The sequence below is a fragment of the Streptomyces sp. NPDC056452 genome, assembly GCF_042796085.1.
Classification (GTDB): domain Bacteria; phylum Actinomycetota; class Actinomycetes; order Streptomycetales; family Streptomycetaceae; genus Streptomyces.
The window spans coordinates 107,506-130,653 of the sequence record NZ_JBHTRI010000021.1; the positions used below are offsets into that span (position 1 = coordinate 107,506).

The 23,148-nt window shown below is 69.6% G+C and carries 24 protein-coding genes; 15 read left to right on the forward strand and 9 right to left on the reverse strand.

Translation table 11 applies throughout. The features are described 5' to 3' along the window. Window positions 1–24 precede the first annotated feature (24 nt). Complete coding sequence (locus ACFQ6X_RS21450) at window positions 25–681, forward strand: TetR/AcrR family transcriptional regulator (RefSeq protein ID WP_383183643.1); 657 nt, start codon at window positions 25–27, stop codon at window positions 679–681. Window positions 682–1,199: 518 nt separating this feature from the next. On the opposite strand, the gene ACFQ6X_RS21455 is transcribed toward ACFQ6X_RS21450, so the two are convergent. Further along, window positions 1,200–1,406, reverse strand: a complete 207-nt coding sequence (locus ACFQ6X_RS21455; protein ID WP_383183645.1) for a hypothetical protein — start codon at window positions 1,404–1,406, stop codon at window positions 1,200–1,202. Window positions 1,407–1,720: 314 nt separating this feature from the next. Here ACFQ6X_RS21455 and ACFQ6X_RS21460 point away from each other — a divergent pair, with 314 nt between their 5' ends. Then, window positions 1,721–1,945 (forward strand): hypothetical protein, encoded by a 225-nt coding sequence (locus ACFQ6X_RS21460; protein ID WP_383183647.1) that lies wholly within the window; start codon window positions 1,721–1,723, stop codon window positions 1,943–1,945. Between the two features lie 84 nt (window positions 1,946–2,029). Further along, window positions 2,030–2,257 (forward strand): hypothetical protein, encoded by a 228-nt coding sequence (locus tag ACFQ6X_RS21465; protein WP_383183649.1) that lies wholly within the window; start codon window positions 2,030–2,032, stop codon window positions 2,255–2,257. A gap of 200 nt (window positions 2,258–2,457) precedes the next feature. Here ACFQ6X_RS21465 and ACFQ6X_RS21470 read toward each other — a convergent pair whose 3' ends face one another. Next, a complete protein-coding gene (locus ACFQ6X_RS21470) occupies window positions 2,458–2,766 on the reverse strand; it encodes a hypothetical protein (RefSeq protein WP_383183651.1) in 309 nt (102 codons plus the stop codon). A gap of 400 nt (window positions 2,767–3,166) precedes the next feature. Further along, window positions 3,167–3,502, reverse strand: a complete 336-nt coding sequence (locus tag ACFQ6X_RS21475) for a cupin domain-containing protein (protein ID WP_383183653.1) — start codon at window positions 3,500–3,502, stop codon at window positions 3,167–3,169. Window positions 3,503–3,773: 271 nt separating this feature from the next. On the opposite strand from ACFQ6X_RS21475, the gene ACFQ6X_RS21480 reads away from it, so the two are divergent. The 5 genes from ACFQ6X_RS21480 to ACFQ6X_RS21500 all read left to right on the forward strand — a co-directional run bounded on the left by ACFQ6X_RS21480 (window position 3,774) and on the right by ACFQ6X_RS21500 (window position 8,686). Continuing rightward, window positions 3,774–5,024, forward strand: a complete 1,251-nt coding sequence (locus ACFQ6X_RS21480) for a hypothetical protein (protein WP_383183655.1) — start codon at window positions 3,774–3,776, stop codon at window positions 5,022–5,024. A gap of 207 nt (window positions 5,025–5,231) precedes the next feature. Next, the gene (locus tag ACFQ6X_RS21485) at window positions 5,232–6,104 is read left to right on the forward strand and encodes an oxygenase MpaB family protein (protein WP_383183657.1); all 873 of its coding nucleotides are present in this window, start codon (window positions 5,232–5,234) and stop codon (window positions 6,102–6,104) included. Window positions 6,105–6,187: 83 nt separating this feature from the next. Beyond that, entirely contained in the window at window positions 6,188–7,144 is a 957-nt protein-coding gene (locus ACFQ6X_RS21490) for a GlxA family transcriptional regulator (RefSeq protein ID WP_383183659.1), read from the forward strand. A 107-nt stretch (window positions 7,145–7,251) separates the two neighbouring features. After that, window positions 7,252–8,250 carry a type I glyceraldehyde-3-phosphate dehydrogenase gene (gene gap / locus ACFQ6X_RS21495; RefSeq protein ID WP_383183661.1) on the forward strand — a complete coding sequence of 333 codons (999 nt, stop codon included), beginning with the start codon at window positions 7,252–7,254 and terminating at the stop codon, window positions 8,248–8,250. Between the two features lie 124 nt (window positions 8,251–8,374). Next, on the forward strand, window positions 8,375–8,686 hold the full coding sequence (locus tag ACFQ6X_RS21500) for an NIPSNAP family protein (RefSeq protein ID WP_383183663.1): 312 nt from the start codon (window positions 8,375–8,377) through the stop codon (window positions 8,684–8,686). A 371-nt stretch (window positions 8,687–9,057) separates the two neighbouring features. Here the strand turns inward: ACFQ6X_RS21500 and ACFQ6X_RS21505 are convergent, their stop codons facing one another. The 6 genes from ACFQ6X_RS21505 to ACFQ6X_RS21530 form a co-directional block, all read right to left on the reverse strand. After that, window positions 9,058–9,222, reverse strand: coding sequence for a hypothetical protein (locus ACFQ6X_RS21505; RefSeq protein ID WP_383183665.1), 165 nt, complete (start codon window positions 9,220–9,222; stop codon window positions 9,058–9,060). Between the two features lie 244 nt (window positions 9,223–9,466). Beyond that, on the reverse strand, window positions 9,467–9,931 hold the full coding sequence (locus tag ACFQ6X_RS21510; RefSeq protein WP_383183667.1) for an Ig-like domain-containing protein: 465 nt from the start codon (window positions 9,929–9,931) through the stop codon (window positions 9,467–9,469). A 233-nt stretch (window positions 9,932–10,164) separates the two neighbouring features. Further along, window positions 10,165–11,169, reverse strand: coding sequence for an IPT/TIG domain-containing protein (locus tag ACFQ6X_RS21515; protein ID WP_383183669.1), 1,005 nt, complete (start codon window positions 11,167–11,169; stop codon window positions 10,165–10,167). Between the two features lie 144 nt (window positions 11,170–11,313). Next, window positions 11,314–12,057: an IPT/TIG domain-containing protein gene (locus ACFQ6X_RS21520; RefSeq protein ID WP_383183671.1), complete on the reverse strand. Its 744-nt coding sequence runs from the start codon at window positions 12,055–12,057 to the stop codon at window positions 11,314–11,316. A gap of 455 nt (window positions 12,058–12,512) precedes the next feature. Then, on the reverse strand, window positions 12,513–13,352 hold the full coding sequence (locus ACFQ6X_RS21525; RefSeq protein WP_383183673.1) for a hypothetical protein: 840 nt from the start codon (window positions 13,350–13,352) through the stop codon (window positions 12,513–12,515). A 15-nt stretch (window positions 13,353–13,367) separates the two neighbouring features. Continuing rightward, the gene (locus tag ACFQ6X_RS21530; protein WP_383183675.1) at window positions 13,368–14,303 is read right to left on the reverse strand and encodes a hypothetical protein; all 936 of its coding nucleotides are present in this window, start codon (window positions 14,301–14,303) and stop codon (window positions 13,368–13,370) included. A gap of 995 nt (window positions 14,304–15,298) precedes the next feature. Here ACFQ6X_RS21530 and ACFQ6X_RS21535 point away from each other — a divergent pair. The 7 genes from ACFQ6X_RS21535 (at window position 15,299) to ACFQ6X_RS21565 (ending at window position 23,147) form a co-directional block, all read left to right on the forward strand. Further along, the gene (locus ACFQ6X_RS21535) at window positions 15,299–16,486 is read left to right on the forward strand and encodes a DUF1266 domain-containing protein (protein ID WP_383183676.1); all 1,188 of its coding nucleotides are present in this window, start codon (window positions 15,299–15,301) and stop codon (window positions 16,484–16,486) included. Then, window positions 16,483–17,664 carry a DUF1266 domain-containing protein gene (locus ACFQ6X_RS21540; RefSeq protein WP_383183678.1) on the forward strand — a complete coding sequence of 394 codons (1,182 nt, stop codon included), beginning with the start codon at window positions 16,483–16,485 and terminating at the stop codon, window positions 17,662–17,664. Before ACFQ6X_RS21535 ends, ACFQ6X_RS21540 begins: the two co-directional genes overlap by 4 nt. A gap of 391 nt (window positions 17,665–18,055) precedes the next feature. Further along, window positions 18,056–18,247: a DUF2945 domain-containing protein gene (locus tag ACFQ6X_RS21545; RefSeq protein WP_383183680.1), complete on the forward strand. Its 192-nt coding sequence runs from the start codon at window positions 18,056–18,058 to the stop codon at window positions 18,245–18,247. 139 nt (window positions 18,248–18,386) lie between these two features. Continuing rightward, on the forward strand, window positions 18,387–19,652 hold the full coding sequence (locus ACFQ6X_RS21550) for an NAD(P)/FAD-dependent oxidoreductase (RefSeq protein WP_383183682.1): 1,266 nt from the start codon (window positions 18,387–18,389) through the stop codon (window positions 19,650–19,652). Then, window positions 19,649–20,857 carry a lycopene cyclase family protein gene (locus ACFQ6X_RS21555; RefSeq protein WP_383183684.1) on the forward strand — a complete coding sequence of 403 codons (1,209 nt, stop codon included), beginning with the start codon at window positions 19,649–19,651 and terminating at the stop codon, window positions 20,855–20,857. The genes ACFQ6X_RS21550 and ACFQ6X_RS21555 overlap by 4 nt, the downstream gene beginning before the upstream one ends. After that, a complete protein-coding gene (locus ACFQ6X_RS21560; protein ID WP_383183686.1) occupies window positions 20,854–21,588 on the forward strand; it encodes a class I SAM-dependent methyltransferase in 735 nt (244 codons plus the stop codon). Before ACFQ6X_RS21555 ends, ACFQ6X_RS21560 begins: the two co-directional genes overlap by 4 nt. Then, entirely contained in the window at window positions 21,585–23,147 is a 1,563-nt protein-coding gene (locus ACFQ6X_RS21565) for an FAD-dependent oxidoreductase (protein WP_383183688.1), read from the forward strand. Before ACFQ6X_RS21560 ends, ACFQ6X_RS21565 begins: the two co-directional genes overlap by 4 nt. The last annotated feature ends 1 nt before the right edge of the window (window position 23,148 follow it).

Here is a 23,148-nt window from a genome sequence, read left to right on the forward strand (position 1 = left end):
CATATTCAACCGAAGCCATTTCGGATGAATACGACTAGCATCGACCTCGTGGACGGACAGGTCAAGAGGCAGTACGACACGAGCCGCCGCCGGGCAGCGGCGCAGGCGACCCGGCAGGCGATCCTGGACGCGGCGACACAGCTGTTCGCCGAACGCGGTTACGCAGCAACCACGATGGCGCAGGTCGCCGAGTGCGCGGGCGTCGCGGTCGACACCGTCTACACGGTGGCGGGCCGCAAACCGGCGCTGTTCCTCCAACTCGTGGAGTCCGCCATCTCGGGCACCGGCGACGCCGTTCCGGCGACCGAGCGGGCCTACGTACGCGAGATGCGCGCCGAGCCGGACGCGGCGCTCAAGCTGCGCCGTTACGCACGGGCCATCAGGGAGATGCACGCCCGGCTGGCACCACTGCTGCGCGTCGCCCGAGCGGGACCGCCAGAGGCCGCGGAGGTCTGGCGCGGCATCGCCCGGCGCCGTGCGGACAACATGCGGCTGCTGGCCAAGGACCTGGCCGCGACGGGACAGCTACGCCAGGGGCTGGACCTGGAGGAAGTGGCCGACGTCATCTGGGCCACCAACTCACCCGAGTTCTACTGCCTGCTGGTCGAGGACCGCGGCTGGCCGCCCGAGCGGTTCGAACGGTGGCTCGCTGACGGCTGGTGCCGACTGCTGCTCACCTGATCCCGACCGCCGGGTCCACCTCGGGATCTACCCCGGCGACAACGCAGCACGGCCTGTTGCGCCTTACGGGATGCCACGGTGCCGGCTTCACGCTGTACCTGCTGGTCACGGTCACCCCGACGGGGAGCGGTGACGACGGGACCAGCGGCGGGGCGAGCGGCCGGGACCTCGGCCATCGCCTGGATCGCTGAGGTGACGGGAGCTGTGCGTGCACAGTCCGACGATGCGTTGCACCGTCGCCGAACATCCACTGTGGTGGCGGGAGCTGGCGAGGCAGGCATAGCAGTCAGCCAGCAGGGCCAGCACACACTTGGCCTTGGTCCCGCTGGCTTTCCGCTTGTGCTCCACGCGCCCCAGATCTTGCTCAGCGAGGCGTTCACGCAAATGACGGTCGACGTCCGCTGCTGGTCTTCCCTCTCCCCCACCACCGACATCAACGCAGCAAAAAGACGTGCAATCGCACCACGCAAAGATGCGTCCATCGAGTACTGGTACTGGTGGGGCGCGTGCGTGGGGGCCTACAGCGCTTCGTCCCGGGCGAGGATCAGGCTGACAGAGCCGTCTTCGAGATTGATGCCGCCCTCAAGATGCTCGTGATATCCGTCCCGGAGATCGGGATCTGCGAGCCCATTGAGTCGCTCAGCCAAGTCGCGCAACCCTGCGGCATTGGCCGCAACGGTGATTTCGGTCGCCGAGCCGTACACCCTGATCCTGGGTTCATCCATGCGGTCACGCTACAGCGGGCCCTCACCACCCGCCCCAACCACCGCTCACCCAAGACCCCGCGGCCCTGACGATTCGTCTCCTGCCGTCCGAGGGGGGCTCCTCCGCGTGTACGAGCTCTTGCATGGGAGCAAGCGCGCAGGGCAGACGCAGTCACACGAACCCGTCGAAGCCTGGAACGGAGACCACGATGCTGTCCCACAGACTTGAACACGATGTCCTACTCATCACCGTTCAGGAGGACCCGGGCGTGAGCGGGCGGGCTGGGCTCGCCACACAGATCACGGACCTCGTCCAAGCTCACCATCCTTCACCCGTGCTTGTCGTGATCGACGACGCCGCAGCCACCCCTGCCACTGCCAGCGCCGTCCTGCGTGCCCACCGCCAGTGCGGCAATCTGAAAAGGCTGCTGTCGGTCGCCACTCACGACGCCCCCACTCGGCGCCTTTTGGAAGACGATGCCGGCTCAGGTGGGCCGAGGCTCGTTGTCCATCCTCGAATTGATGTCGCGATCGATACGGCCTACATCGCTGCCGCCTGAAGCGCGTAGCTTCCGCCCGGAGCGAGCAATGAGCCAGTCCTCGAACGCATCGGGACATCCGCAGCCCAGGAAGGTTCCTCACCCATGAGCGCAGCAGCCAAGAAGAAGTCCAGGTCCAGCGTGTACCTGTCGCTCGGCAGCACAGCCTTCGGCGCGCTGAGCGTCGTCAAGCAGGCCAAACTCGCTCGGAAGGAGAGCGACACCCTCCGCCTGGTCGACGCCGTGGTCTCGACCGCCAAGATCGTCACCGGTCTCGCGGTCCTGTATCGCGAGCTCAAACGACTCGGCGACGATGACGTCCTGCTGGGGTGAGCACCCACGTCGGCACACCCTCGCAATCGTTCATCACGAGGCGTCGGCGCTGAGGTCACGGCGATGCGATGCCTGGCGACCGTCCCGGTGTCGTTTCTGATGGGCCGGCCCTACGGGACCCGGATGAGCTCCAGTTCACCGCGTGGCTCCCTCACCCAAAGAGGTTGTCCGGTGAGTTGCGGGCGCCTACAGCCGGGTGGTCAGCCGAAGACGATCTCAACGTCCTTGTCCAAGCGGAACCGCATGACGGTGACCAGTTGGCGGGTGTCATCGATGCGTCGTTCGAGAACGGGGTCGGTGCCATCGTGTTGCCGCTCATCGACGATGGCTTCCAGCCGGGGCAGCATGGCCGCGCATTGAGCGGGCGTGAGGTCCGGGCCATCGTCATCTGGATGGTCGAGTAGTGGTGCCAGCGTTGTGGAGACGCTGCTCCACGAGCGGTCTCCGTCGAAGCCGTGCATCTCGGAAAGGATGAACCCCTCGGCCTGGGCCAGCCACTCCCTGAACATGTTGAAGCGGTGTAGGACCAGGAGATGTCCGGGCTGGTCACATCGCCGTCTCCGGGGAAGAGTACGAGCCCCATCCTGTCCTCCTTGTTTGTCCGGTGCTCAGGATCGGTCGTCGGCAGTGTGTCGGCAACCGAAATGATCTACCGCATGGTTGGTGTGATCACGTCGTCGCAGCGGTCCTGGACAGTTCCATCCACCGGGCTGACGCCACGCGCATCCGCCAATCGGTGACCGCACTGCACCGCGAGGGAGCCGACACGCCGCTCCGGGGTCGGCGCCCTCGCAGCTTTCGCTGCTCGCCGTGCGTTGGGAACGACGCCCCGAACTCCACGATGCCTTGCTGCCGTTGACCTGCAGTCCGAACTGCCGGCGGCGTCCGAGGAGGGCCACCTCCTGATCGCTAAGACTTGGTCGAGCGCGAGCCGTACGCAGGCCCGAACACCACGAGAACCACCAGGTCTTCGGCCACTTCCGTGAATCGATGTTCTTCACCGGCCGGCACGAAGATCACCGTCCCGGGACTCACCTCGTCCGTTCGGCCTGGTGTTTCGATCTTGGCCCGTCCGGCCATGACGACATAGATCTCGTCCTCGGTGTGCGGGCTCTGGGCATCACGCCCGCCGACCGGGATGCAGTACGTCCCCACCGACAGATCCGGCGTCCGTAGCTGCTCGATCCAGTCATTACCCGCCTCGCCGGGGTGCGTCCACACGCCTGCGCGCTTGATGATCTCCATGACGGGACCCTGACGCCAGGCCTGAGCACAACACCCGTGATCCTGTTACGAGCTCCAAGGACCGGACGCCCGGCGAGCCCAGGAGTGCACCAGCCCGTGCCTCCGGAGACCGGTGATTTACGTGATGCCCTCTCGCACGGTTCCCGCTCTAATCGCCATGGCCGGTTCGGGACGCCGTCCGGCCATCCGGAACGAGCACGCGCGCACGTGCCAGACCAAGCGCCGAAACGCCGAAACAGACGACCGGCGCAGCCTGGAAAGGACATCCGACATGTCTCGCCTCAACCGGCGCCTGCGATTAGTCAGCGCAGCGGCCGCCAGCACGATGGCCGTGGTCGCCACCGCCGCCTCCACGACCCCGGCTTCAGCAGCCACCTCCGTGTACAGCGAGGGCTTCGCCAACGGGCTCGGCACCTTCGCCGCCTCCGGTTCCGTCAGCACCGGCTCGTACGGTGCCCGGTTGAGCGGGTCACTGCGCTCCGACCCGACCCTGACGTCCGCGTCCGTCGACCTCGCCGGATACAGCGACGTGAGGGTGTCGTACACCCGCGCCGCGTCCGGTCTGGACCTCGGTGAGTCCTTCAACGCGGCCTACTCGGTGGACGGCGGCGCCTACACCGCGCTGGAGTCGGCGCGCACCGCCACGGGCAGCGTGTCCTTCGCCCTGCCTGCCTCGGTCGCGAATCACACCCTGCGGCTGCGGTTCTCCCTGGACGCCAACGGCGCCCTGGAGACGCTGACGGTCGACGACGTGCTCGTCGAGGCCGAGGGCGGAGGGGGCCCGACCGACCCTCCGCCCGGTTCTCTGCCTCCGGTGACGGACGTGACGGCGCCCGGGCCGTACGCAGTGACCATCGACAGCACCGCGGGCCCCGGCAACGACGGGTGGCTCGTCTACCCGACGAACGCCGGCCAGAACGGCGTGGACCACCCGGTTCTCGTCTGGGGTCCGGGAGCGGGGTCGGACCCGGCAGCCTACGAGGACATGCTGCGGCAGTGGGCGTCGCACGGCTTCGTCGTCTACAGCGAGGTCTCCTCCAGCAGCGGCGACTACATGGTCGATGCCCTCGACTGGCTGGAGGACCAGAACGCCGCCTCGAGCAGCCCGCTGTACCAGGACCTCGACACCTCCGAAGTCGCCTTCGGGGGCCACTCGCGCGGGTCGATCGGTACGTTCGACGTGGCCGACGAGCCGCGGCTCGAGACCACCATCCATGTGGCCGGCGGATCATTCGACGGCAACGGCCCCGCCGCTCTACGGAACCCGGCTCTCTACGTGGGCGGCGACGACGACTTCGCCACCGCGAACGTGGAGCGCGACTACGCCAGCACCGGCGTACCGGTGTGGTTCAACATCCTCGACGGCACTGACCACATCCAGGCCACCCGCAACGGCCAGCACATCATCACCGCCTGGCTGCGCTGGCACCTCGCCGACGAGGACTTCCGGCGTACGGAGGACTTCCTGGACCCCGCCTGCACGTTCTGCGGCCTCGGCGACGTCCAGTACAAGAACTGGTGACCCCGAGGTGAGCGGTCGCTGCCGCTCCGCCGCTCAGGGACGGCGGCGAGGCGGTGGCGAACCGGTGGGACGGCGGGTGTCCGAGTGGACCGTCCGGTGCAACCCGCTCGCGTCGGCCGTTCGCCCCAGACCATGCGGGGGCAACGAGGCCCGCTGGGGCATCCCTCACTTCGTCCGCCTGGGCGTCCGCGAGCGCATACTGGCCTCATGGACGCGTCCACGCGTGGTGTGACCCACCTGCGGGAGCGGCTCGGCAGTGCCGTCTTTGCACGGGTCGCCGGCCCCGCGGGACCGGCGACCCGTGCTCGCATCCACGAAACACCCGGCCCGCGCTGGTTCGGTCCCCACAGGCCGATTCGCATCGTCCATGGCGATGCATCCATGTTCATCGGTGGGCTCCGGGCACTCCTGCTCCAGTCGCTGCACCCGTTGGCCATGGCTGCGGTGGAAGCCCATTCCGGTTACCGCGGTGATCCCTGGGGGCGACTCCAGCGCACCAGTACTTTTCTCGCCGTCACCACGTACGGGACAGCGGAGCACGCCCAGCAGGCGGTCGACCGGGTGCGAGCCGTACATGGCCAGGTGCACGGAACGACTCCGTCCGGAGAGCTCTACGACGCCGCCGACCCGCACCTTCTCGGCTGGGTTCATGTGGCTGAGATCGAAAGTTTCCTGCTCGCCCACCAGCGCTACGGAGCCGAACCGCTCGACGCCGCTGGGTATGACGGCTACATCGCCGACACCGCACGAGTGGCGGAGGCTCTCGGCGTCACCGATCCTCCGCGCGATCGGCAGGAACTCGTCGCCCACCTCTCGGCTTACCGGGGCGAACTGCGCCCCACAACGGAAGCACGCGAGGCAGCACGCTTCATCCTGCTGCACCCGCCCCTGCCCTGGGCCGCCCGCGCACCCTACGCAGTCCTCGCCGCGAACGCCGTCGCTGCCCTCCCCCGGTGGGCCCGTACCTCGCTGGAACTGCCCCGGCTGTCCGGAATGGCCGAAGCCGGTGTGGCCCCGACCGGGCGTGCACTGACCGCCGCGATTCGCTGGGCCATGGCTCCACCGCGCCGGCCGTCGTGATCAATTGCGCCACAGGCCCCGGTGACGTCTGCTCGGTACGCGCAGTGGGGGTATCGAAGTCACCGCCCACGTAACCTCTTCCTGTGCCAGCCTCCCGCATGCATCACGTCGCCGTCCTTGTGCTCGAGGGTGCGAAGCCGCTCGATGTCGGCATTCCCGCGCAGGTTTTCACGACCCGCGCGAGCATGCCGTACGAGGTGCGGGTGTGCGGGGCGGCACCCGGTCTCGTGACCGGCGGCGACGGGCTCGCGTACTCCGTCGCCCACGGCCTCGACGCGCTCACGTGGGCCGACATCGTCTTCGTCCCCGGCTACCGGTTCCCGGACCGCGAGGACCCCCCGCGGGCCGTCGTCGAGGCACTGATCGCCGCCCACGACCGGGGCGCGCGGCTCGCCGCCATCTCGACGGGTGCCTTCGCGCTCGCCGCAACGGGCCTGCTCGACGGCAGGCGCGCCACGACACACTGGCACTACACGCGGGCACTCATGGCCAGGCATCCGCTCGTCCAGGTCGACGAGAACGTGCTGTTCGTCGACGAGGGCAGCGTGCTCACCTCGGCCGGCGCCGCCTCCGGCATCGACCTGTGCCTGCACATCCTGCGCGGCGACCTCGGCGTGGCCGCGTCCAACCACGCGGCCCGGCGTCTCGTTGCGGCCCCCTACCGCAGCGGCGGCCAGGCCCAGTACGTGCCGCGCAGCGTCCCCGAGCCGCTCGGCGAGCGGTTCGCCGCCACCCGCGAGTGGGCGCTGCACCGGCTCGGCGAGCCCCTCACCCTCGACATCCTGGCCCGGCAGGCGGGGGTCTCGCCGCGCACGTTCTCCCGGCGCTTCGTCGAGGAGACCGGCTACACGCCGATGCAGTGGGTGATGCGCGCCCGCATCGACCTGGCCCGCGAGCTGCTCGAGCGCTCGCAGCGCAGCGTCGAACAGATCGCCGCCGACGTCGGGCTCGGCACCGGCGCGAACCTGCGCCTGCACTTCCAGCGCATCCTCGGCACCACACCGAGCGAGTACCGGCGCACCTTCACCCGAGGCGAGTGACCCGCCCGGCACCGCATGGCGGGATCCTTTTGAACCGTGGCGATCCCGCCACTTCCAGCGGCGGCGGCTCCGGGCGAACCTGGAGCGGAAAGGAAGGGACATCACTCATGACTCGCATCGCCATCAACGGTTTCGGCCGCATCGGACGCAACGCACTGCGCGCACTGCTGGAGCGCGACAGCACCCTCGAGATCGTCGCCGTGAACGACCTGACGGAGCCCGCCACTCTTGCCCGGCTGCTCGCCTATGACAGCACGGCCGGCCGGCTCGGGCGCCCGGTCACCGTCGACGGGGACGCCCTCGTCGTCGACGGCCGGAGGATCACCGTGCTGGCCGAGCGCGAACCGTCGCAGCTGCCGTGGGCCGAACTGGGCGTCGACATCGTCCTGGAAGCCACCGGTCGCTTCACCTCGGCCAAGGCCGCCCGGGCCCACCTCGACGCGGGCGCGAAGAGGGTACTCGTCAGCGCGCCGTCGGACGGCGCCGACGTCACGCTCGCGTTCGGGGTCAACACCGATGCCTACGACCCGGCCATCCACACGATCATCTCGAACGCCTCCTGCACGACCAACGCGCTCGCGCCGTTGGCCGCGGTCCTCGATGAACTCGCCGGTATCGAACACGGGTTCATGACGACGGTGCACGCCTACACGCAGGAGCAGAACCTGCAGGACGGACCGCACCGCGACGCCCGTCGCGCCCGGGCCGCCGGCGTCAACATCGTGCCGACCACGACCGGCGCCGCCAAGGCGATCGGCCTGGTGCTGCCGAACCTCGACGGCAAGCTGACGGGCGACTCGATCCGCGTACCGGTGCCGGTGGGCTCAATCGTCGAACTGAACACGACCGTCGCCCGCGACGTGACACGCGACGACGTCCTGGCTGCGTACCGCGCCGCAGCGCAGGGGCCGCTCGCCGGAATCCTCGAGTACTCGGACGACCCGCTCGTGTCGTCCGACATCACGGGCAACCCCGCCTCGTCGATCTTCGACTCGGCCCTCACCCGCGTCGACGGCCGCCACGTCAAGGTGGTCGCGTGGTACGACAACGAGTGGGGCTTCTCGAACCGTGTGATCGACACGCTCGAGCTCCTCGCCGGCCGCTGACCGGACGCCGGCGCGGTTCCCCGCCTGCGGCGACCGCGCCGGGCAGGCCCTGCCCCTGCCGGGTAGGCGCCGGCGGCACACGGGCCGCCGTGGGCACCGAACCGACTCACTGCATCATGTAGGCATGATCACCATTCATCTGACGTACGAGATCGACGCCGACAAGCTTGAGGAATTCGAGGACTACGGCCGCCGCTGGGTTGGACTCGTCAACCGTTTCGGCGGAACGCACCACGGCTACTTCCTGCCGAGTGAGGGCGACAGCGACATCGCCTACGCCCTGTTTTCGTTCCCCAGTCTCGCTACGTACGAGCAGTACCGCACGGACAGCATGTCTGACCCTGAGTGCCAGGAGGCGTTCGAGCTGGCTCGTCGCACGCGCTGCATCAAGCGGTACGAACGCCGCTTCCTCCGGCCACTCGACGGCGTGTCCTAGGGCCGGTGGAGGTGGGGACGTGACCGTGATGGGTTGTGCACAGCGCCGCGATGGCAGCGGTGGTCGTGGGATCGGCCGGTGTGACGCGTCGCGGCGACCTGCTCGCGGTGGATCAGGCGGCCCCCTATGGGCGAGGGCTGGTCTCTGTACGCGCTGACCAGGAGATCCCAGCAGCGAGCAACAGACGTTCCAGCCGTCGGTCGGCCATGGTGACGCATGCGGTTCCATGGATGGGGCGGCGAGCCGTCACGGCGAGTTATGTGGCGGTGGAGGCCGAATATTTCGCCGGTTGACGTCCCGTTCCGGCGCAGGCAGCCGGGCATGAAGGTCGCCCGTCACCCGGGTAGGTGGCGGGCGCCGGTGTTGCCCGGTCAGTGCGCGTGTTGCGGCGCGACGGCCCAGGCGTACGCCTCGGCAAGGGACTTGAGGACACCGGAGGTCTGCTCGGGGCTATCGGCGTCGAGTTGGTCGGCCACCTCCTTGATCTTCGCGAGGATCGCCTCCTGTGCGTGCTCTTGGGGGGAGCGGGTGGTCATCGTGGTCCCTTTCGGAGTGGGGCGGCTGAGCTGTCTCCATCTTGCTGTTCGTCGCCTGCAACATGTGCTGGGCGAGCCGCGTGTCTGGGCCCAGGTGGCCTTGCCCCGGTGGTCGTGACTGTCGACTGGCAGGTGTCGCAGCCACAACGTCGTCGGCCCGCGAGGCACCGCAGCCGACGGACGGACAAGGGGTGCCACGGCCCGTGGCACCCCTCACGCGCGTCGAGCGGCCGGCCGGCCGGGCTCACCTGTCGATGCGCGTCCCATTGTTGCTGTTGACGTTGATGTCGTTGTGGACGTCCCCGACCTGGAAGCCGATCAGCCCGCAGAGCAGGCACCCCGGGTTGTTGGCCGGAGGAGCCGGGGCTTGGGACACGGTGACGGTGGTGGTGGCGTGCGAGGCGCCGCAAGTGTCGTCGCCGTTGTAGGCGGCGGTGATGTCGTGTGGTCCGGTGGTCGTGAAACCGGTGGTCAGTGAGGAGTGTCCGTCGGCGGAGACGGGAGCGGTCGCGAGGATGTTCGTACCGTCGAAGAAGGTCACGCCGAGCCCGCCGCTCGGGTCCGAACTACAGGTCACTGTCGCGTCGAGAGTCACCAGCTGCCCGGTCGTCGCGGGGGAGGGCGTGGCCTGGACCGTCGTCGTCGACGGATCGAGTGCTGCGGCCGACGGAGCGAGGGACAGCACCGTGGCCGCCGCTGCGGCGATCACGAGTCCGACTTTGCGTGCAAGACACGCTTTCACTGAGGGGCCTCCTCGGTCTGAGCGTCAGGCGGGGTTCGCCCGACCGTCCGGAGCGTGACCTTAGGCCCCATTTGATGGCATCTGCCACACGTACGGGTCCCGGCGGACCCACCTGAGTCATCGGCTCGCTCGAATGGGCTGCAGCGAGCCGGTGACGCAGGGCGGGCGCGGGCCGGTGGGCGCCGATGCCGTGGCACCGGCTAGATCGCGGGAGGCGCGACGCGCTGGTAGGCGAGCGAGTTGCTGGTGCCGCCCGACGTCGTCACGCTCACCGGCACCGAACCTGCCGGACCTGCCGGGGCGATCGCGATCGCGGTCGTGTCGGACACCACGGTGAAGGCCGCCGGTGCGGTGCCGAAGTGGACCGCGAGTGTCGTGGTCAGTCCGGTGCCGGTCAGGGTCACGGCGGCACCCGCGCCCGTCGGCCCCTGCGCGGGCGAGAGCGCGGTGAGCGCCGGCGCCGTCAGATAGGTGTAGGTGACGGAATTGCTGGTGCCGCCGGGACCGGTGACGGTGCATGCGACGGAGCCGGTTCCGGGCGGGGTGACCGCGGTGATCTGGGTGGCGGAATTGACGGTGTAGGAGGCCGCGGGGGTGCCGCCGAAGGTGACCGCGGTGGTCCCGGTCAGACCGGTACCGGTGAGGACCACGCTGGTCCCGCCGGTCGCCGGTCCCTGGGCGGGCGAGACGGACAGCAGCGAGGGCGCGTTGAGGTAGTAGAAGAACACCGGCCCCGAGGTGCCACCGACAGTGGTCGCGGTGACCGCCACCGCGCCGGTGCCTGCCGGTGTGACGGCGGTGATCTGGGTGGCGGAGTTGACGGTGTAGGAGGTCGCGGGGGTGCTGCCGAAGGTGACGGCGGTGGCCCCGGTGAGGCCCGTGCCGGTGAGGACCACGCTGGTCCCACCGGACGTCGGGCCCTGGCTCGGCGCGATCGCGCTGAGGGCCGGCGTGGGTGCGTAGGAGTAGGAGATCGCGTTGCTGAGGCCGCCGGGGGTGCGCACGGTGACGTTGACCGTGCCGGTTCCGGGCGGGACGGTCGCCGTGATCGTCGACGGGGTGTTGACCGCGTACGACAGGGCGGCCGCGGATCCGAACGTGACGGCGATGGCGCCGGTGAACTGACTTCCGTTCAGGGTCACGGGATTGGTGCCGGCCGCCGGACCCGTATTGGGTACGACCGAGGTGAGGACGGGAGGGGCCACGGTGACTCCAAGGGGTGTGGTCGGCCTGGCTGGGCCGCGAGCTGGGGGCACGGAAGCGGTGCGGGCGGGCGTACGGGCCCGCACCGCTTCCTCTGGGCACGGGCCGGTGGACCGGAGCCGTGCGCGGCCGTGTGTCCGACGCCGTCAGATGCCGGGCCCGGACACGTAGGTGAAGCCGTCGCTGAGGGTGGCGCTACCGCCCTCGGTGGTCACGACGACGTCGACGGAACCTGCGGTGCCGGGAGGTGCGACGGCGACCAGCATGGTGCTGGTCAGCACTCCGAAGGACGCGGTGATGCCGCCGAAGGTGACGCCCGTGGTGGACGCAAGGCCGGTGCCGTTGACTGTCACCGCGGTGCCGCCGGACGTCGACCCCGAGGCGGGTGCGAGCGAGACAAGTGTCGGCGCGTCGATGTAGGCGTAGCTGAGCGGAGCGGTCGTGCCTCCGGTGGTGGTGACGGTGACGTCGACGGAGCCGCTGGAACTGCCGGTCGGAACGACCACCGACAGCTTGCTGTCCGAGACGACCGTCGGGGTCGCGCTGTTGGAGCCGAAGGACACGGTGGTGGCCGTGGAGAAGCCGTAGCCGTTGATGGTGACCGTGTTTGTGCCCGCGGTCGGGCCGCCGTCCGGGTCGAGGGACACCGCGATCGGCGGGCTGATGTAGAAGAAGGAGAGCGAGTTGCTCGAGCCTCCCGCGGTCGTCACGTTGACATCGACGACGCCGCAGCCCGCGGGACTGATGACGGTGATCGAGGTCGGGGTGTTCGAGGTGATCGTGGCCGTCCGGGACCCGAAACGGACGGCGGTGGCACCGGCCAGGTTCACGCCGGTGATGGTGATGGTTGTTCCCCCGCTGGTGGAGCCTTGGTTGGGACTGATGGGCATGAGGGATTCCTCCTCACTCGGAAGTCTTCTCCGAGCAGCGACTGGGCGCTCCGATCCACGGACGTCCCGAACCGGCCCAGGCCGACACGTCCGGCCACTGGCAGATGGGGATGTGCGGAGGCCCGTCCGGACGGGATGAGTTCAGTCCCGGGAGGGAAGCTTGCCCGCAGGGACTCGATGGATCATCGCCCATTGGTGCAGACACCTGATTGACCCATCAGAGTGATTCCAATACCAAGTGAATTGACGTGTTATCAACCGTTCGGCGGAGCGCGCTGGGCGTGCGGCAGCGCGTTCCGGTGGTACGCGGTCACCTGCCGGACCATCACGAACGCGGGAGGGCTGAGGAACGACCGCGTGTGGACGCCCTGGCCGGAATGACCTGGGCCCCTTGCGGTGGGAGCTGCTCAGCCCCTACCGCTCACCCGTCGGCGACCGCGCCGAGAGACTCACGGTCACCAGGAGCTGCGCAGCACACCCAGTAGCTGCTGGACGGACGGCCTCTCCTGCCGCTCCGGCGACAGCAGCATGCGTAGCAGGATGTCGCGAAGGTCAGGAAGGGCGTCCAGTTCCGTACCGCCGCGCACGGCGGACATCACGTGCTCGGCTCGGCGGTGTCCGGTCAGGCATCGGGCCACCAGGAGCGCGAGACGGAAGCGGTCGACGTACGTGTCCGCGTCTTCGCCACTGGAAGTCAAGGGGTCCTCCCATCCCGGTTGGTGCACGTTCGGCCCGCTCGCGGGCACACACCCGTCGATGTCGATGACGTACGCGGAGGAATCCTCGGGGCTCCAGAAGGAGTTCGAGTACGACCAGTCCGAGTAGACCAGTCCGTGTCGCTCCAGCACGGCGGCCACGGCTGCCAAGCCACGGCACACCGCTGCTCTGGATCGCAGGCTCTGCGCCGGGAGCCCGCGCTTCTCCAGCGCCGCATCCGGATTCGCGAGCCAGTCGATCTCCAGATACCGGACCGCCGAGCGGCCCGAGGGTGCGGTGAGGTCGACGAGGAACTTCTCCGGAGCCTTCGGCAGGAGGCAGCCCACCACCGCGCCGTCGTCGTTGGTCAGTACGGCCAGCGGCCAACAACTGCCGGACGTGACGATGTCGCGGTCCGGCGCTCCCATAAGGTCCAGAAGGCCGATCAATTGGCGCAGGTGCTGGCTCTGACCTGGGCCGCACGGTGCGCGGAAGATCTTCGCCACCAGTCGCTCCTGCCCCGGCACGTCGACCACTCCCCCGCGAGCGGGCACGGCTAGCAGGGAGATGTCCATGTCGTCGACCGGCCGCTGTGCCACGAATTCCTCGTCAATCTATAGTTCCATGGGAGGCATGCTCGAATACCCGTCGAACTCGTCGACCTCTGTGGCTGCCTGTACCCCCCGGCTCCGGACGGACGCCGTCATGGACGTCATCATGGCTTCTATCGCTCCACCCAGTTCACCGCCGGGCACTCTCTCCGGGGCATTCAAGTCAGCCGAAAAGGCCGCGAGTGTGGCGACTTGGGCGACGAATTCCAAAGCGGCTGGTGAGAATCCGTAGCCGATAATGTGCGGACGGGTTCTGCGCGTGGGGTCGACGAGCCGACGGTACGACTCGCGCCAGGAGTCGTCCCGGGGCGCCCCATTGCTCAGCAGGAGCACCATGGGCCTTCTGACGGCCCATCCCTGCTCGCTGAGGGCGGTGATGTCGGCGTCGATGCGTCGCGCGAGCAGTGTGAAAGCGGCCGGATAGTCCGCGCTGCCTTCACACGCCACCTTCGGCATGCTGATCAGGTCGCCGACGCTGGTCAGTTCGACCGCGACGAACGGATGCGCGGAGAAGGCCAGCACACTGACGTGCACCAGGTCCGAGACCCGGGGTGATGAGGCCAGTTGGTCGTACAGCTCGACCAGTACCCGGTCGAACAGTACGTCTCTCGATCTTGGCGGGGCAGGTGCGTCCACAGCGATATACACCGGAAGACACAACTGCTGCGGGAACTCGGGGACGAACCGCGCGGTGGGGTCCGCGCGCGGGGCCGATGACGACCCGCTCCGGGTCCGGTTCGTCTCTGCGGAAAAAGCGGGGCTGCCGGGTGGATCCACCGAGGCATCGAGATGCTCCGCGGAGGACGACGCTGTGAGCCACAGGGCATGAAAGCGCTCCAACTGCGCCTCGGGATCACAAGAACCGATCGCACGCACTGCCAGGACGTGAACAACGCACTCCCACTTGGCCCAGCTCGACAGCACCGTTCCGAGCAGCATCGTACGAAACGTCGTGTGGCTCACGGAGTCGGTGCAGCGCGGGTCCCTCTTGACCCAGCTCTCCACGTCCCGTCCCGACGGCAGTCCCGCCTGCTGGTAGAGCCGGTGCAACTCCGCTGTGAGCGTCCGCACCGGACCGGGGGGCAGCACATCGGGCCCGGGCAACTCGGTTACGGGCAAAGGCTCCTCCCCAGGGTGCCAGCCATCAAGCTGTGAACCGCAGCGCAAGTATGGCACGCCGTGCACATCCTCGGCAGGGCCTGCGAAGTTCCGTTGCTTTCCGGCACGTTCCAATTTCTTGCACCGCTTTCCAGGCAATCTGAAACGGCCACCGCAGGTCCGGGGGCACCACTCAGGGAAAATCGGCGCGATGCGGGAGGGTTTCAGATGCAGCACAGCAAGGAAATGTGGCGCACGATTCGGTTGGCGATCGGCAGTACAGGAATGACCGTGCGGTTGTGCGCCATTCTCTTGGTAGTCGGAGCCATTCCGTGGCTGGTGTCACGTGGGTAAAGGGGGCCCGTGCAGCGGGCCGAAGCGTACTGGGGGGGGGAACGGTCGTAAGCTGCCGGACCGCTTGCCACACGAAATGTGCCGACGCACGGTTCACCGCAAGCAGGCTCCCAACCCGCATGCGGGGCAACCGCCCTCACAACGCCGGGCCTACTGCCTGACGCTGGCGTAGCCGGTGTCATAAGGCTGCGCGAACCGGGTGTACGGCACGTTCCGGCCTCGTCATCCGCGTCGGGCCTCTACCTCGCGGTGACGATGAGTACAGGGGTCCGGAGGGACACGGAGGAGTGGCGCAGCGATGGACACCGGCGACGACGCAGGGGCAAGTCTTGGGTGTGCGAAGCGGCACACGCACCCGTGGTCAGCACCTGCGAAGGCCCGGCGCTCGATGCAGGGTGAGCGATGGTCACAGTGGTTCCATTCACGAGTGTGCCTCCACGGGCACCACGTCGGCCGATTGAGACATTCCGTAAGATCCAACCGTGACGACGCAGACAGGAACGACGGAGACGAAGGCGCCGGGGGCGGGATGGGCACCGCCGACGGAGACAGAACGGCTGCTCCACGAGACGGCGCTGTCCGGCAACCGGGAAGCGATGCTTGACGCCCTGGCCAGGACCAGGCTCTTCGTGCTCGTCGCCCGGCTGCACGCGGACACTCCCGGCTTCAATCCGCCTCTTTCCACACAGCCGGATCCCGCGACCCCAGGCCGGATGTGTGTCACCGTGCTGACCTCCGGCGCCTTGCCGCCCTGGCACCCCGACTGGGTATTCGAGGCGACCGACCTCGACGAGCTCGCGTGCCGGTGGCCGGCCGGAGCGCGGTGGCTGGGAATCAATCCGGGCACGCCGTACGCCGTCACCCTCGAGGCCGGCCCGGGACGTCGCCGGGCGTGGTCCAAGACTCACACGCGGGCGGGCGGGCCGCAGGCCGGCCTGCTGCTGACCCGTCGGGCCGGGCCGCTGCACGGACCGATCGCGCACGGCCTGGCCCTCGGAGCCCATCTGGCCGTGCACAACGGCCTCGTCTGGAATGACCTCGGCGCCGCCTACGAGGGGTACGCGACGGATCGCGCCCGGCTCCGCAATCCCTGGGGCGTGCTGAACCGCGCCGCCTACCTGGAGACTCTCGAAGCGCTGTTGGCCACCCGGCTCGTCGGCCGTACTTTCGAGTCGGTGCTCCAGATCCGTCGCGGCCTCGCGGGGCGGCTGGGCCGCACCCCCTCTGTCCCGGAGTGGTCCGCCGCGCTCACCGATGCGCTGACGCGTCGCCGGTCCACACCGTCGGAGACGGTCGAGGCCCACGAGGCACTGCGGCTCGCCGTCACGTACGAAGACAGGTTCCGCGCGGATGGCGCCCTCGGTGCCGACGAACGGGTCGACACCTTGGCCGCCTTCGACTACGGGCGGGCGGTCAACGTCGTGCGGCTCGCGCTGGGCGCCCGCCTCTGCGATCCGCAGGAGGCCGAACAGGCCGTGCTGAGGATCGGCGCTCTGGCCGCGCAGGCGTACAGCTCCTGGGCGCAGTTCTCCCTCGGCTACTCGCTGACCCGCGTGATGCACTTCGCCTCGGACGATCCGTCCGGGGTGAAGTACGAGCAGTCACTCGCCCAGCACCGCATCCTGATGCAGGACCCCAACAGCCCCTACCGGAACGTCGCCTGGTCATGAATCCATTGCCCTCCTACCCGAGCCACCCTGCCCAAAGCGCCCCATGGGTATCGCCGTCCGTGACGGAACATCTGCTGTACGAGGCGGGAGCCCGTGGCGATGCGGAGGCCCAACTGCGTGTACTGGCCGGCGAAGAGCTCTACATCGCCGCGCCGAAGGCCGAGGTGGATGCGGCTCCCGACATGGTCACGTGGCGGTCGCACCGGGACGAGGCCGGCCGGAGCTGCCGACCGGTGCTCACCCGGGGAATGCTGCCACCTTGGCATCCCGAGTGGGTGTTCCACGCCGTCTCCCTCAGGTGGGTGGCGGAGTTCGACTGGCGTGACCCCTATCAACTGCTGTCCGTCAACACAGGCACTCCGGCCCAGATACTCTTCCCGGCCACACCCCCGCACCGCGCGATGTGGCTGCGCTACCACGCGGAGAACGACCGCCCCAGGAAGAACCGGTTGATCGCACTGCGGCACGGGGCGCTCCACGGTCCTCTTGCCTACGGGCTGGCCTGCGGGGCTCATCTGGCGGTCGTCAACGGCGTGCCCTGGAACGAAGTGGGCACCGCCTACCACGAGTACTCGTGCGAGCGTGAGCTGCTCCGCGACTCCTGGGGCATCACCGAACCGATCGGCTGGCGCGAAGAGTTGGACGCACTGCTGGACGCGCACAACAGTCCGCCCGAGCCCGATTTCGTACTCCGGGTGCGTGAGCAGCTCGGGGCCGGGCTCGGCGAGCAACCCTCCGCGGACCTGTGGCGCGAAACAGCTGCCGGGCACGCCCAGGACATCGGCGCGGGCCACGGCACGGTCAAGGACATCGAGGAGCTGGTACGGCGCATCGTCAGGTACGAGGCCCGGTTCCGCGCCGATGGGCTGCTGCCGCCGGACGGCCGGGTCACCACGACGGTCGCCTACGACTACGGGCGCGCCGTGAATCTGGCCAGGTGGGGACTGTCCGCCCGTTTCTGCGCTCCGCACGAGGCGGAGCAGGCCGTCGTACACGCCGGTGCTCTGAGCAAATCGGCCTACCGCTCCTGGGAGGACTTCTCAGCCGGATACGCGCTGGGACGCGTGCTGCGGTTCGACGGCGAGGACTACGGCGACTACTACCAGAGCAATGTCACGGCGCACCGTCTGCTGACGGAGAGCGACGGCAGCCCCTGGCGGAACCTTCCCTGGCGCTGAACTCTGCAGCAGCTCTCCCCTGCGGGCCGTCCCAGCGGTGGGCGGTGCTGTCCCGAATCGTCGTGGTGCCGAGCCTGGCGTGGTGGACGCGGCCGCCGTCGAGGCGCCGCTCCGGCGGCAGGCCGCGCACCTACTCCCCCTCAAATCCATGTCCGCACACCATCCGGGCCCAGTCCTGGTCTTCTTCCGTCGCGTCGAGGCTGGCGACCCCGGGAGTCCATCACCGAAACGGTCGCGGCGGCCAAGCCGTGGGGCAACGCCAGGCTCCCGGTCGAGCGGATGCGCGGCCGGGCGATCCGCACGACGCTGGTAGAGGTGCCGCGGGGTCGACCACCCGTAACAGGAGGTTCTTGTAACGAAGAAGGACGACAGACCGGCGAAGGGCGACAAGGTGACCTGGAAGAGCCACGGCCAGGACGTGGCGGGCAAGGTCACCAGGAAGCACACGGAACGCACCCGTGCCGCGGGGCGGACCGTCGACGCGTCGAAGGAGGATCCGCAGTACGAGGTGGAGAGCGACAGGACCGGCCGCTCCGCCGTGCACAAGCCCGGTGCTCTGCGGAAGAAGCGCGACAGCTCCTGATCGGCTGCCGACAGCGCTCGGGGTAGGCACACGGGTCACACGAAGAGGCGTTTCACGTGGCGGCTGCTGGCTTCGGAGCCCGGAACGTGATCGGGTTGACACCCCGTCAGCCGTTCGGGGATCCAGCCGAAGGACGCCGATGACGAACCGACCGCACCCGCCGCCACCGGACGCCGTTGTCGTAGGCGCCGGCCTGGCGGGACTGGCCTGCGCACTCGACCTCATCGGCGCGGGCCTCCGCGTCGAAGTGCTGGAGGCGTCCGACGGCGTGGGCGGCCGGATGCGCACCGACCGCAGGGACGGCTTCCTGCTGGACCGTGGCTTTCAGGTCTTCAACACGTCCTACCCCCAGGTGAAGAAGCGTCTCGACCTGCGGGCTTTGCGCCTGCGGCCGTTCACCCCCGGTCTCATCGCCCGGACGCCCTCGGGGCGGGTACGGGTCACCGACCCGACCCGACGGCCGGGGGACGCTGCCCAGCTGCTGCCCGGACGTGTGCTCCCGGCCCGTGACCTCGCCGCTCTCGCCGCACTCACCGCCCGCGACGTCCTGCTTCCCGCGAAGCGCCTGGGCCGTCTGCGCGACCGCACCGCGTCGCAGGCGCTCGTGCGCGCCGGGCTGTCGCCGCGCGCGATCGAGGACATCATGCGGCCGTTCCTGTCAGGCGTGTTCCTGGAAGAAGGACTGGAGACCTCCGCGCGTTTCATGCATCTGGTCTGGCGGAGCATGGCGCGCGGCACGCTCTGTCTGCCCGCGTACGGCATCGGTGCCGTGCCGTCACAGCTCGCCGCCGGGCTGCCGGAAGGAGCCGTCCACCTGGAGTCGGCCGTCGCCGAGGTCACGGACTCCGGGGTGCTCCTGGCCGACGGCAGCGAGCGGCAGGCCGCCTCCGTCGTCGTGGCCACCGATTCCGCCACGGCCGCCCGTCTGCTGCCCGGCCTGCAGGTACCGGACACCCGTACGGTGACGACGTATTACCACGCTGCCGACCGGTCGCCGCTGTCCGAACCGACGCTGGTCGTGGACAGCGGCCTGGCCGTCCTGAACAGCTGTGTCCTCACCGAGGTCGCACCCACCTACGCTCCCCCGGGCACGGCGCTGGTATCGACCTCCGTCCTCGGCGCGGGCCCGCCCGGTGGCGACAAGACGGTCCGTGGGCGGCTGGCGGAGCTGTACGACACGGACACGAGCACCTGGGACACGGTCGCCACCTACACCGTGGAGGGCGCACTGCCGGCCATGCGACCTCCCTGGCCGCTGAGCCGTACGACCCGTTTCGCGCGGGGACGGTACGTCTGCGGTGACCATCGGGCAACCGGGTCGGTGCAGGGCGCGCTGGCCTCCGGCAGCAGGGCGGCGCGCGAAGTGCTGACCGACCGGGCAGCGGCACGGACCCCCAGGAGGTGACCGGACCCGTTCGGGGGCGGTTGGACGACGCCGTCGTCGTGGGTGGTGGTGCCGCCGGACTCTGCCTGGCCCACTGGCTCACGAGAGCCGGCACGGGGGTGACGCTGGTCGAGGCCCCCGACGGGCCGCTGCGCCCGGCGGAGCGCACCTGGTGCTACTGGGAAGCGGGCACCGGCGAGTTCGAGGAGGCCGTCGTCGCCTCCTGGCAGCGGCTGCGGGTGCGAGGGCCGGACGGCTGCGTCGTCGAGTCCGAACCCGCGCCACTGCGCTACCGCATGGTGCGCTCGGGCCCCTTCGAACGGCTGGTCCACTCCCGTCTGGCGGCGGCCCCGGCGGCCCGCGTCCTGCGTGCCACCGCCCACGAGGTGCGCGACGCACCGTACGGCGCCGAGGTGCAGTGCACGACTGCCGGCGGACAACCCCTCACCCTGCGCGGGCGATACGTCTTCGACTCCCGGCCGGTGCGGGGCACGCCTCCCCACCGGACCTTGCTGCTGCAGCACTTCAGGGGCTGGTTCGTGCGTACTGCCGTCCCCTGCTTCGAGCCCGGAGTGGCGGACCTCATGGACTTCCGGGTCCCACAGCCCCGCCATGGGCTCGCGTTCGGTTACGTGCTGCCGCTCGCACCGGACCGGGCGCTGGTGGAGTACACCGAGTTCTCCCGTGCCCCCCTCACGACGGCCGCGTACGAAGCGTCCCTGCGGCAGTACACCGGGGACGTCCTGCGGCTCAGCCGGTTCGCCGTGGAGTCGGCCGAGCAGGGCGTCATCCCCATGACGGACGCGCGTTACCCCCGCAGGACCGGCCACTCCGTCTTCCGTATCGGGGCCGCCGGGGGCGCCACCCGTCCGGCGACCGGCTACACGTTCGCGGCCGTGCAGCGCCAGAGCCGGGCCATCGCCACCGCACTGCAACGCGACCGCCCGGGTGTTCCGCCACCGCACGGCCGACGGGCTCTCGCCATGGACGCCGTGCTGCTCCGGGCCCTCGACACCGGGCGAGTGGACGGGCCGCGCTTCTTCACCGACCTCTTCCGCCGCATCCCCATGGAGCGTCTGCTGCGATTTCTCGACGGTGGGAGCTCCCCGTGGGAGGAGTTCGGGATCGGCCTGCGTACGCCCGTGGGTCCGATGCTCCGCACCGCTGCCGAACTCCCCTTTCTCGCCCGCCGGACCACCGGCCGATCCGAAGAGAGCCCTCGATGACCCTCCTGCGGGACCACGACCTGGCACGCGCCTTCGATCACGCGTCACTCACGTACGACCGGCTCACCGCGTTGAACCCGGGTTACCGCTCCGACCTCCTCCGCTCGGCGCACCGCCTCCGGCTGCCCCGCGGCGGAAGGGGACTGCGGGTCCTCGATCTCGGCTGCGGAACGGGGGCGTCCACGCGGGCGCTCCTGCAGGCGGCCCCCTATGCGCAGGTCACGGCGGTCGACGCCTCCGCCGGCATGCTGGAGCAGGCGCGCGCGAAACGCTGGCCCCAGAACGTCCGCTTCCTGCACCGGTCCGCGGAGGAACTCGCCACCACCGACGACGACGGCTCGTACGACGCCGTCTTCGCCGCGTACCTCTTTCGCAACGTCGCCGAACCCGGCGAGGTCCTCGAGGCCGTGCGCGCCCTCCTGCGTCCCGGCGGCCGCCTGCTGGTCCACGAGTACAGCCTCAGCGGCTCACCCGTGCACCGGGCGGTGTGGAACACGGTCTGCCGGGGTGTCATCGTCCCGGCGGGCACACTGACCGGCGACCGCGCGCTCTACCGACATCTGTGGCGCAGCGTACTCACGTTCGACACGGCACCAGTTTTCGCACAGCGGATCGCCCGGGCCGGCTTCCCCTTCGTGCGGACCGTTCCCGTAGGCGGCTGGCAGACGGGAATCGTCCACGTGTTCCTCGCCCTGAGCGACGTGGACCCCACCGGGCCCGAGGCGTCGTGAGTACCCGCGGGCGCAGAACCGACGCCGCCCGGCACGGACGCGACCGCCGGGCGGAGGTGCTCGTGCCGGATCCGGGGCGCGAGCGCTTCACCGGGGACGCGCCTTCGGCCGCGGTGATCGGCGGCGGTATCGCCGGCCTCGCGGCTGCGACCGCACTCGCCGAACGTGGTGTCCGCGTGACTCTCTACGAACAGGGGGAGAGCCTCGGCGGGCGCCTCGCCGGGTGGCCCGTCCGCCTGGCCGACGGGTCCGGGGCGACGATGAGCCGCGGCTTTCACGCCTTCTTCCGCCAGTACTACAACCTGCGCGGACTGCTGCGTCGCACGGATCCCGGCCTCTCGGCGCTCACCCCTCTGCCGGACTACCCGCTCCGGCACCGCAACGGCATCGCGGACAGTTTCGCCCGCGTGCCGAGGACCCCGCCGTGGAGTGCGCTCGGATTCGTCGCGCTCAGCCCGTCGTTCGGCTGGCGCGACCTCGCCGCGATGAACCCGCGCGAGGCCCTGCCCCTGCTCGATGTGAGGGTCCCCGAGGTGTACGAGCGGTTCGACGGGGTCAGCGCCGAAGACTTCCTGCGCCGGATCAACTTCCCCGAAGCGGCCCACCACCTGGCCTTCGAGGTGTTCTCCCGCAGCTTCTTCGCCGACCCGCGTGAACTGTCCGCCGCCGAACTGCTGTTGATGTTCCACATCTACTTCCTCGGATCGTCCGAGGGTCTCCTCTTCGACGTGCCGCGCGAGCCGTTCCCGCAGGCTCTCTGGGAACCTCTGGGCGGCTATCTGCGGCGGCTCGGCGCCGAGGTGCGTACCGGCGCGCCGGTCCACCGCATCCGCCCGGCCGCCGGCGGAGACCTGACCGTGGAGACCGACGGGGCGGCCGACCGCCACCAGGCCGTGGTCCTCGCCCTGGACACGCGCGGCCTGCGCCATGTCGTAGGCGCCTCCGAGCAGATGGGGGACGCGTCCTGGCGCGCGGACATCGCAGCCCTGCGGACGGCGCCCCCGTTCCTCGTATCCCGGCTGTGGCTCGACCGCCCCGTGCGCGAGGACCGTGCGGGTTTCCTCGGCACCAGTGGCTTCGACGGGCTCGACAACGTCAGCGTCCTCGACCGCTGGGAGGGCGAATCGGCCCGCTGGTCCGCGCGGACGGGCGGCTCCGTGGTCGAACTGCACGCCTACGCCGTCGACCAGGGCACCGAGCCGAAGGAGGTCCAGCGCCGGATGCTCGACCGTCTGCACGAGGTCTATCCCGAGACGGCGGACGCCGGAGTCGTCGATGCCCGTCACGAGTGGCGGGCCGACTGCCCCCTCCACTCCGTGGGCGGCTACCACCGCCGGCCGACCGTGCGGACGCCTCATCCTCGCGTCATGCTGGCGGGCGACCTGGTCCGCACCGGCCTCCCCGTCGCCCTGATGGAACGTGCCGCGACTTCGGGTTTCCTGGCCGCCAACGCGCTCCTCGCCGACTGGGGCATCCGGGGACAGGTGCTCTGGACAGTCCCGCGCGCCGGGCGCTCCCGGGCACTGCGCACCCTCGCAGTTCTGGCCGCGCGGCACTGAC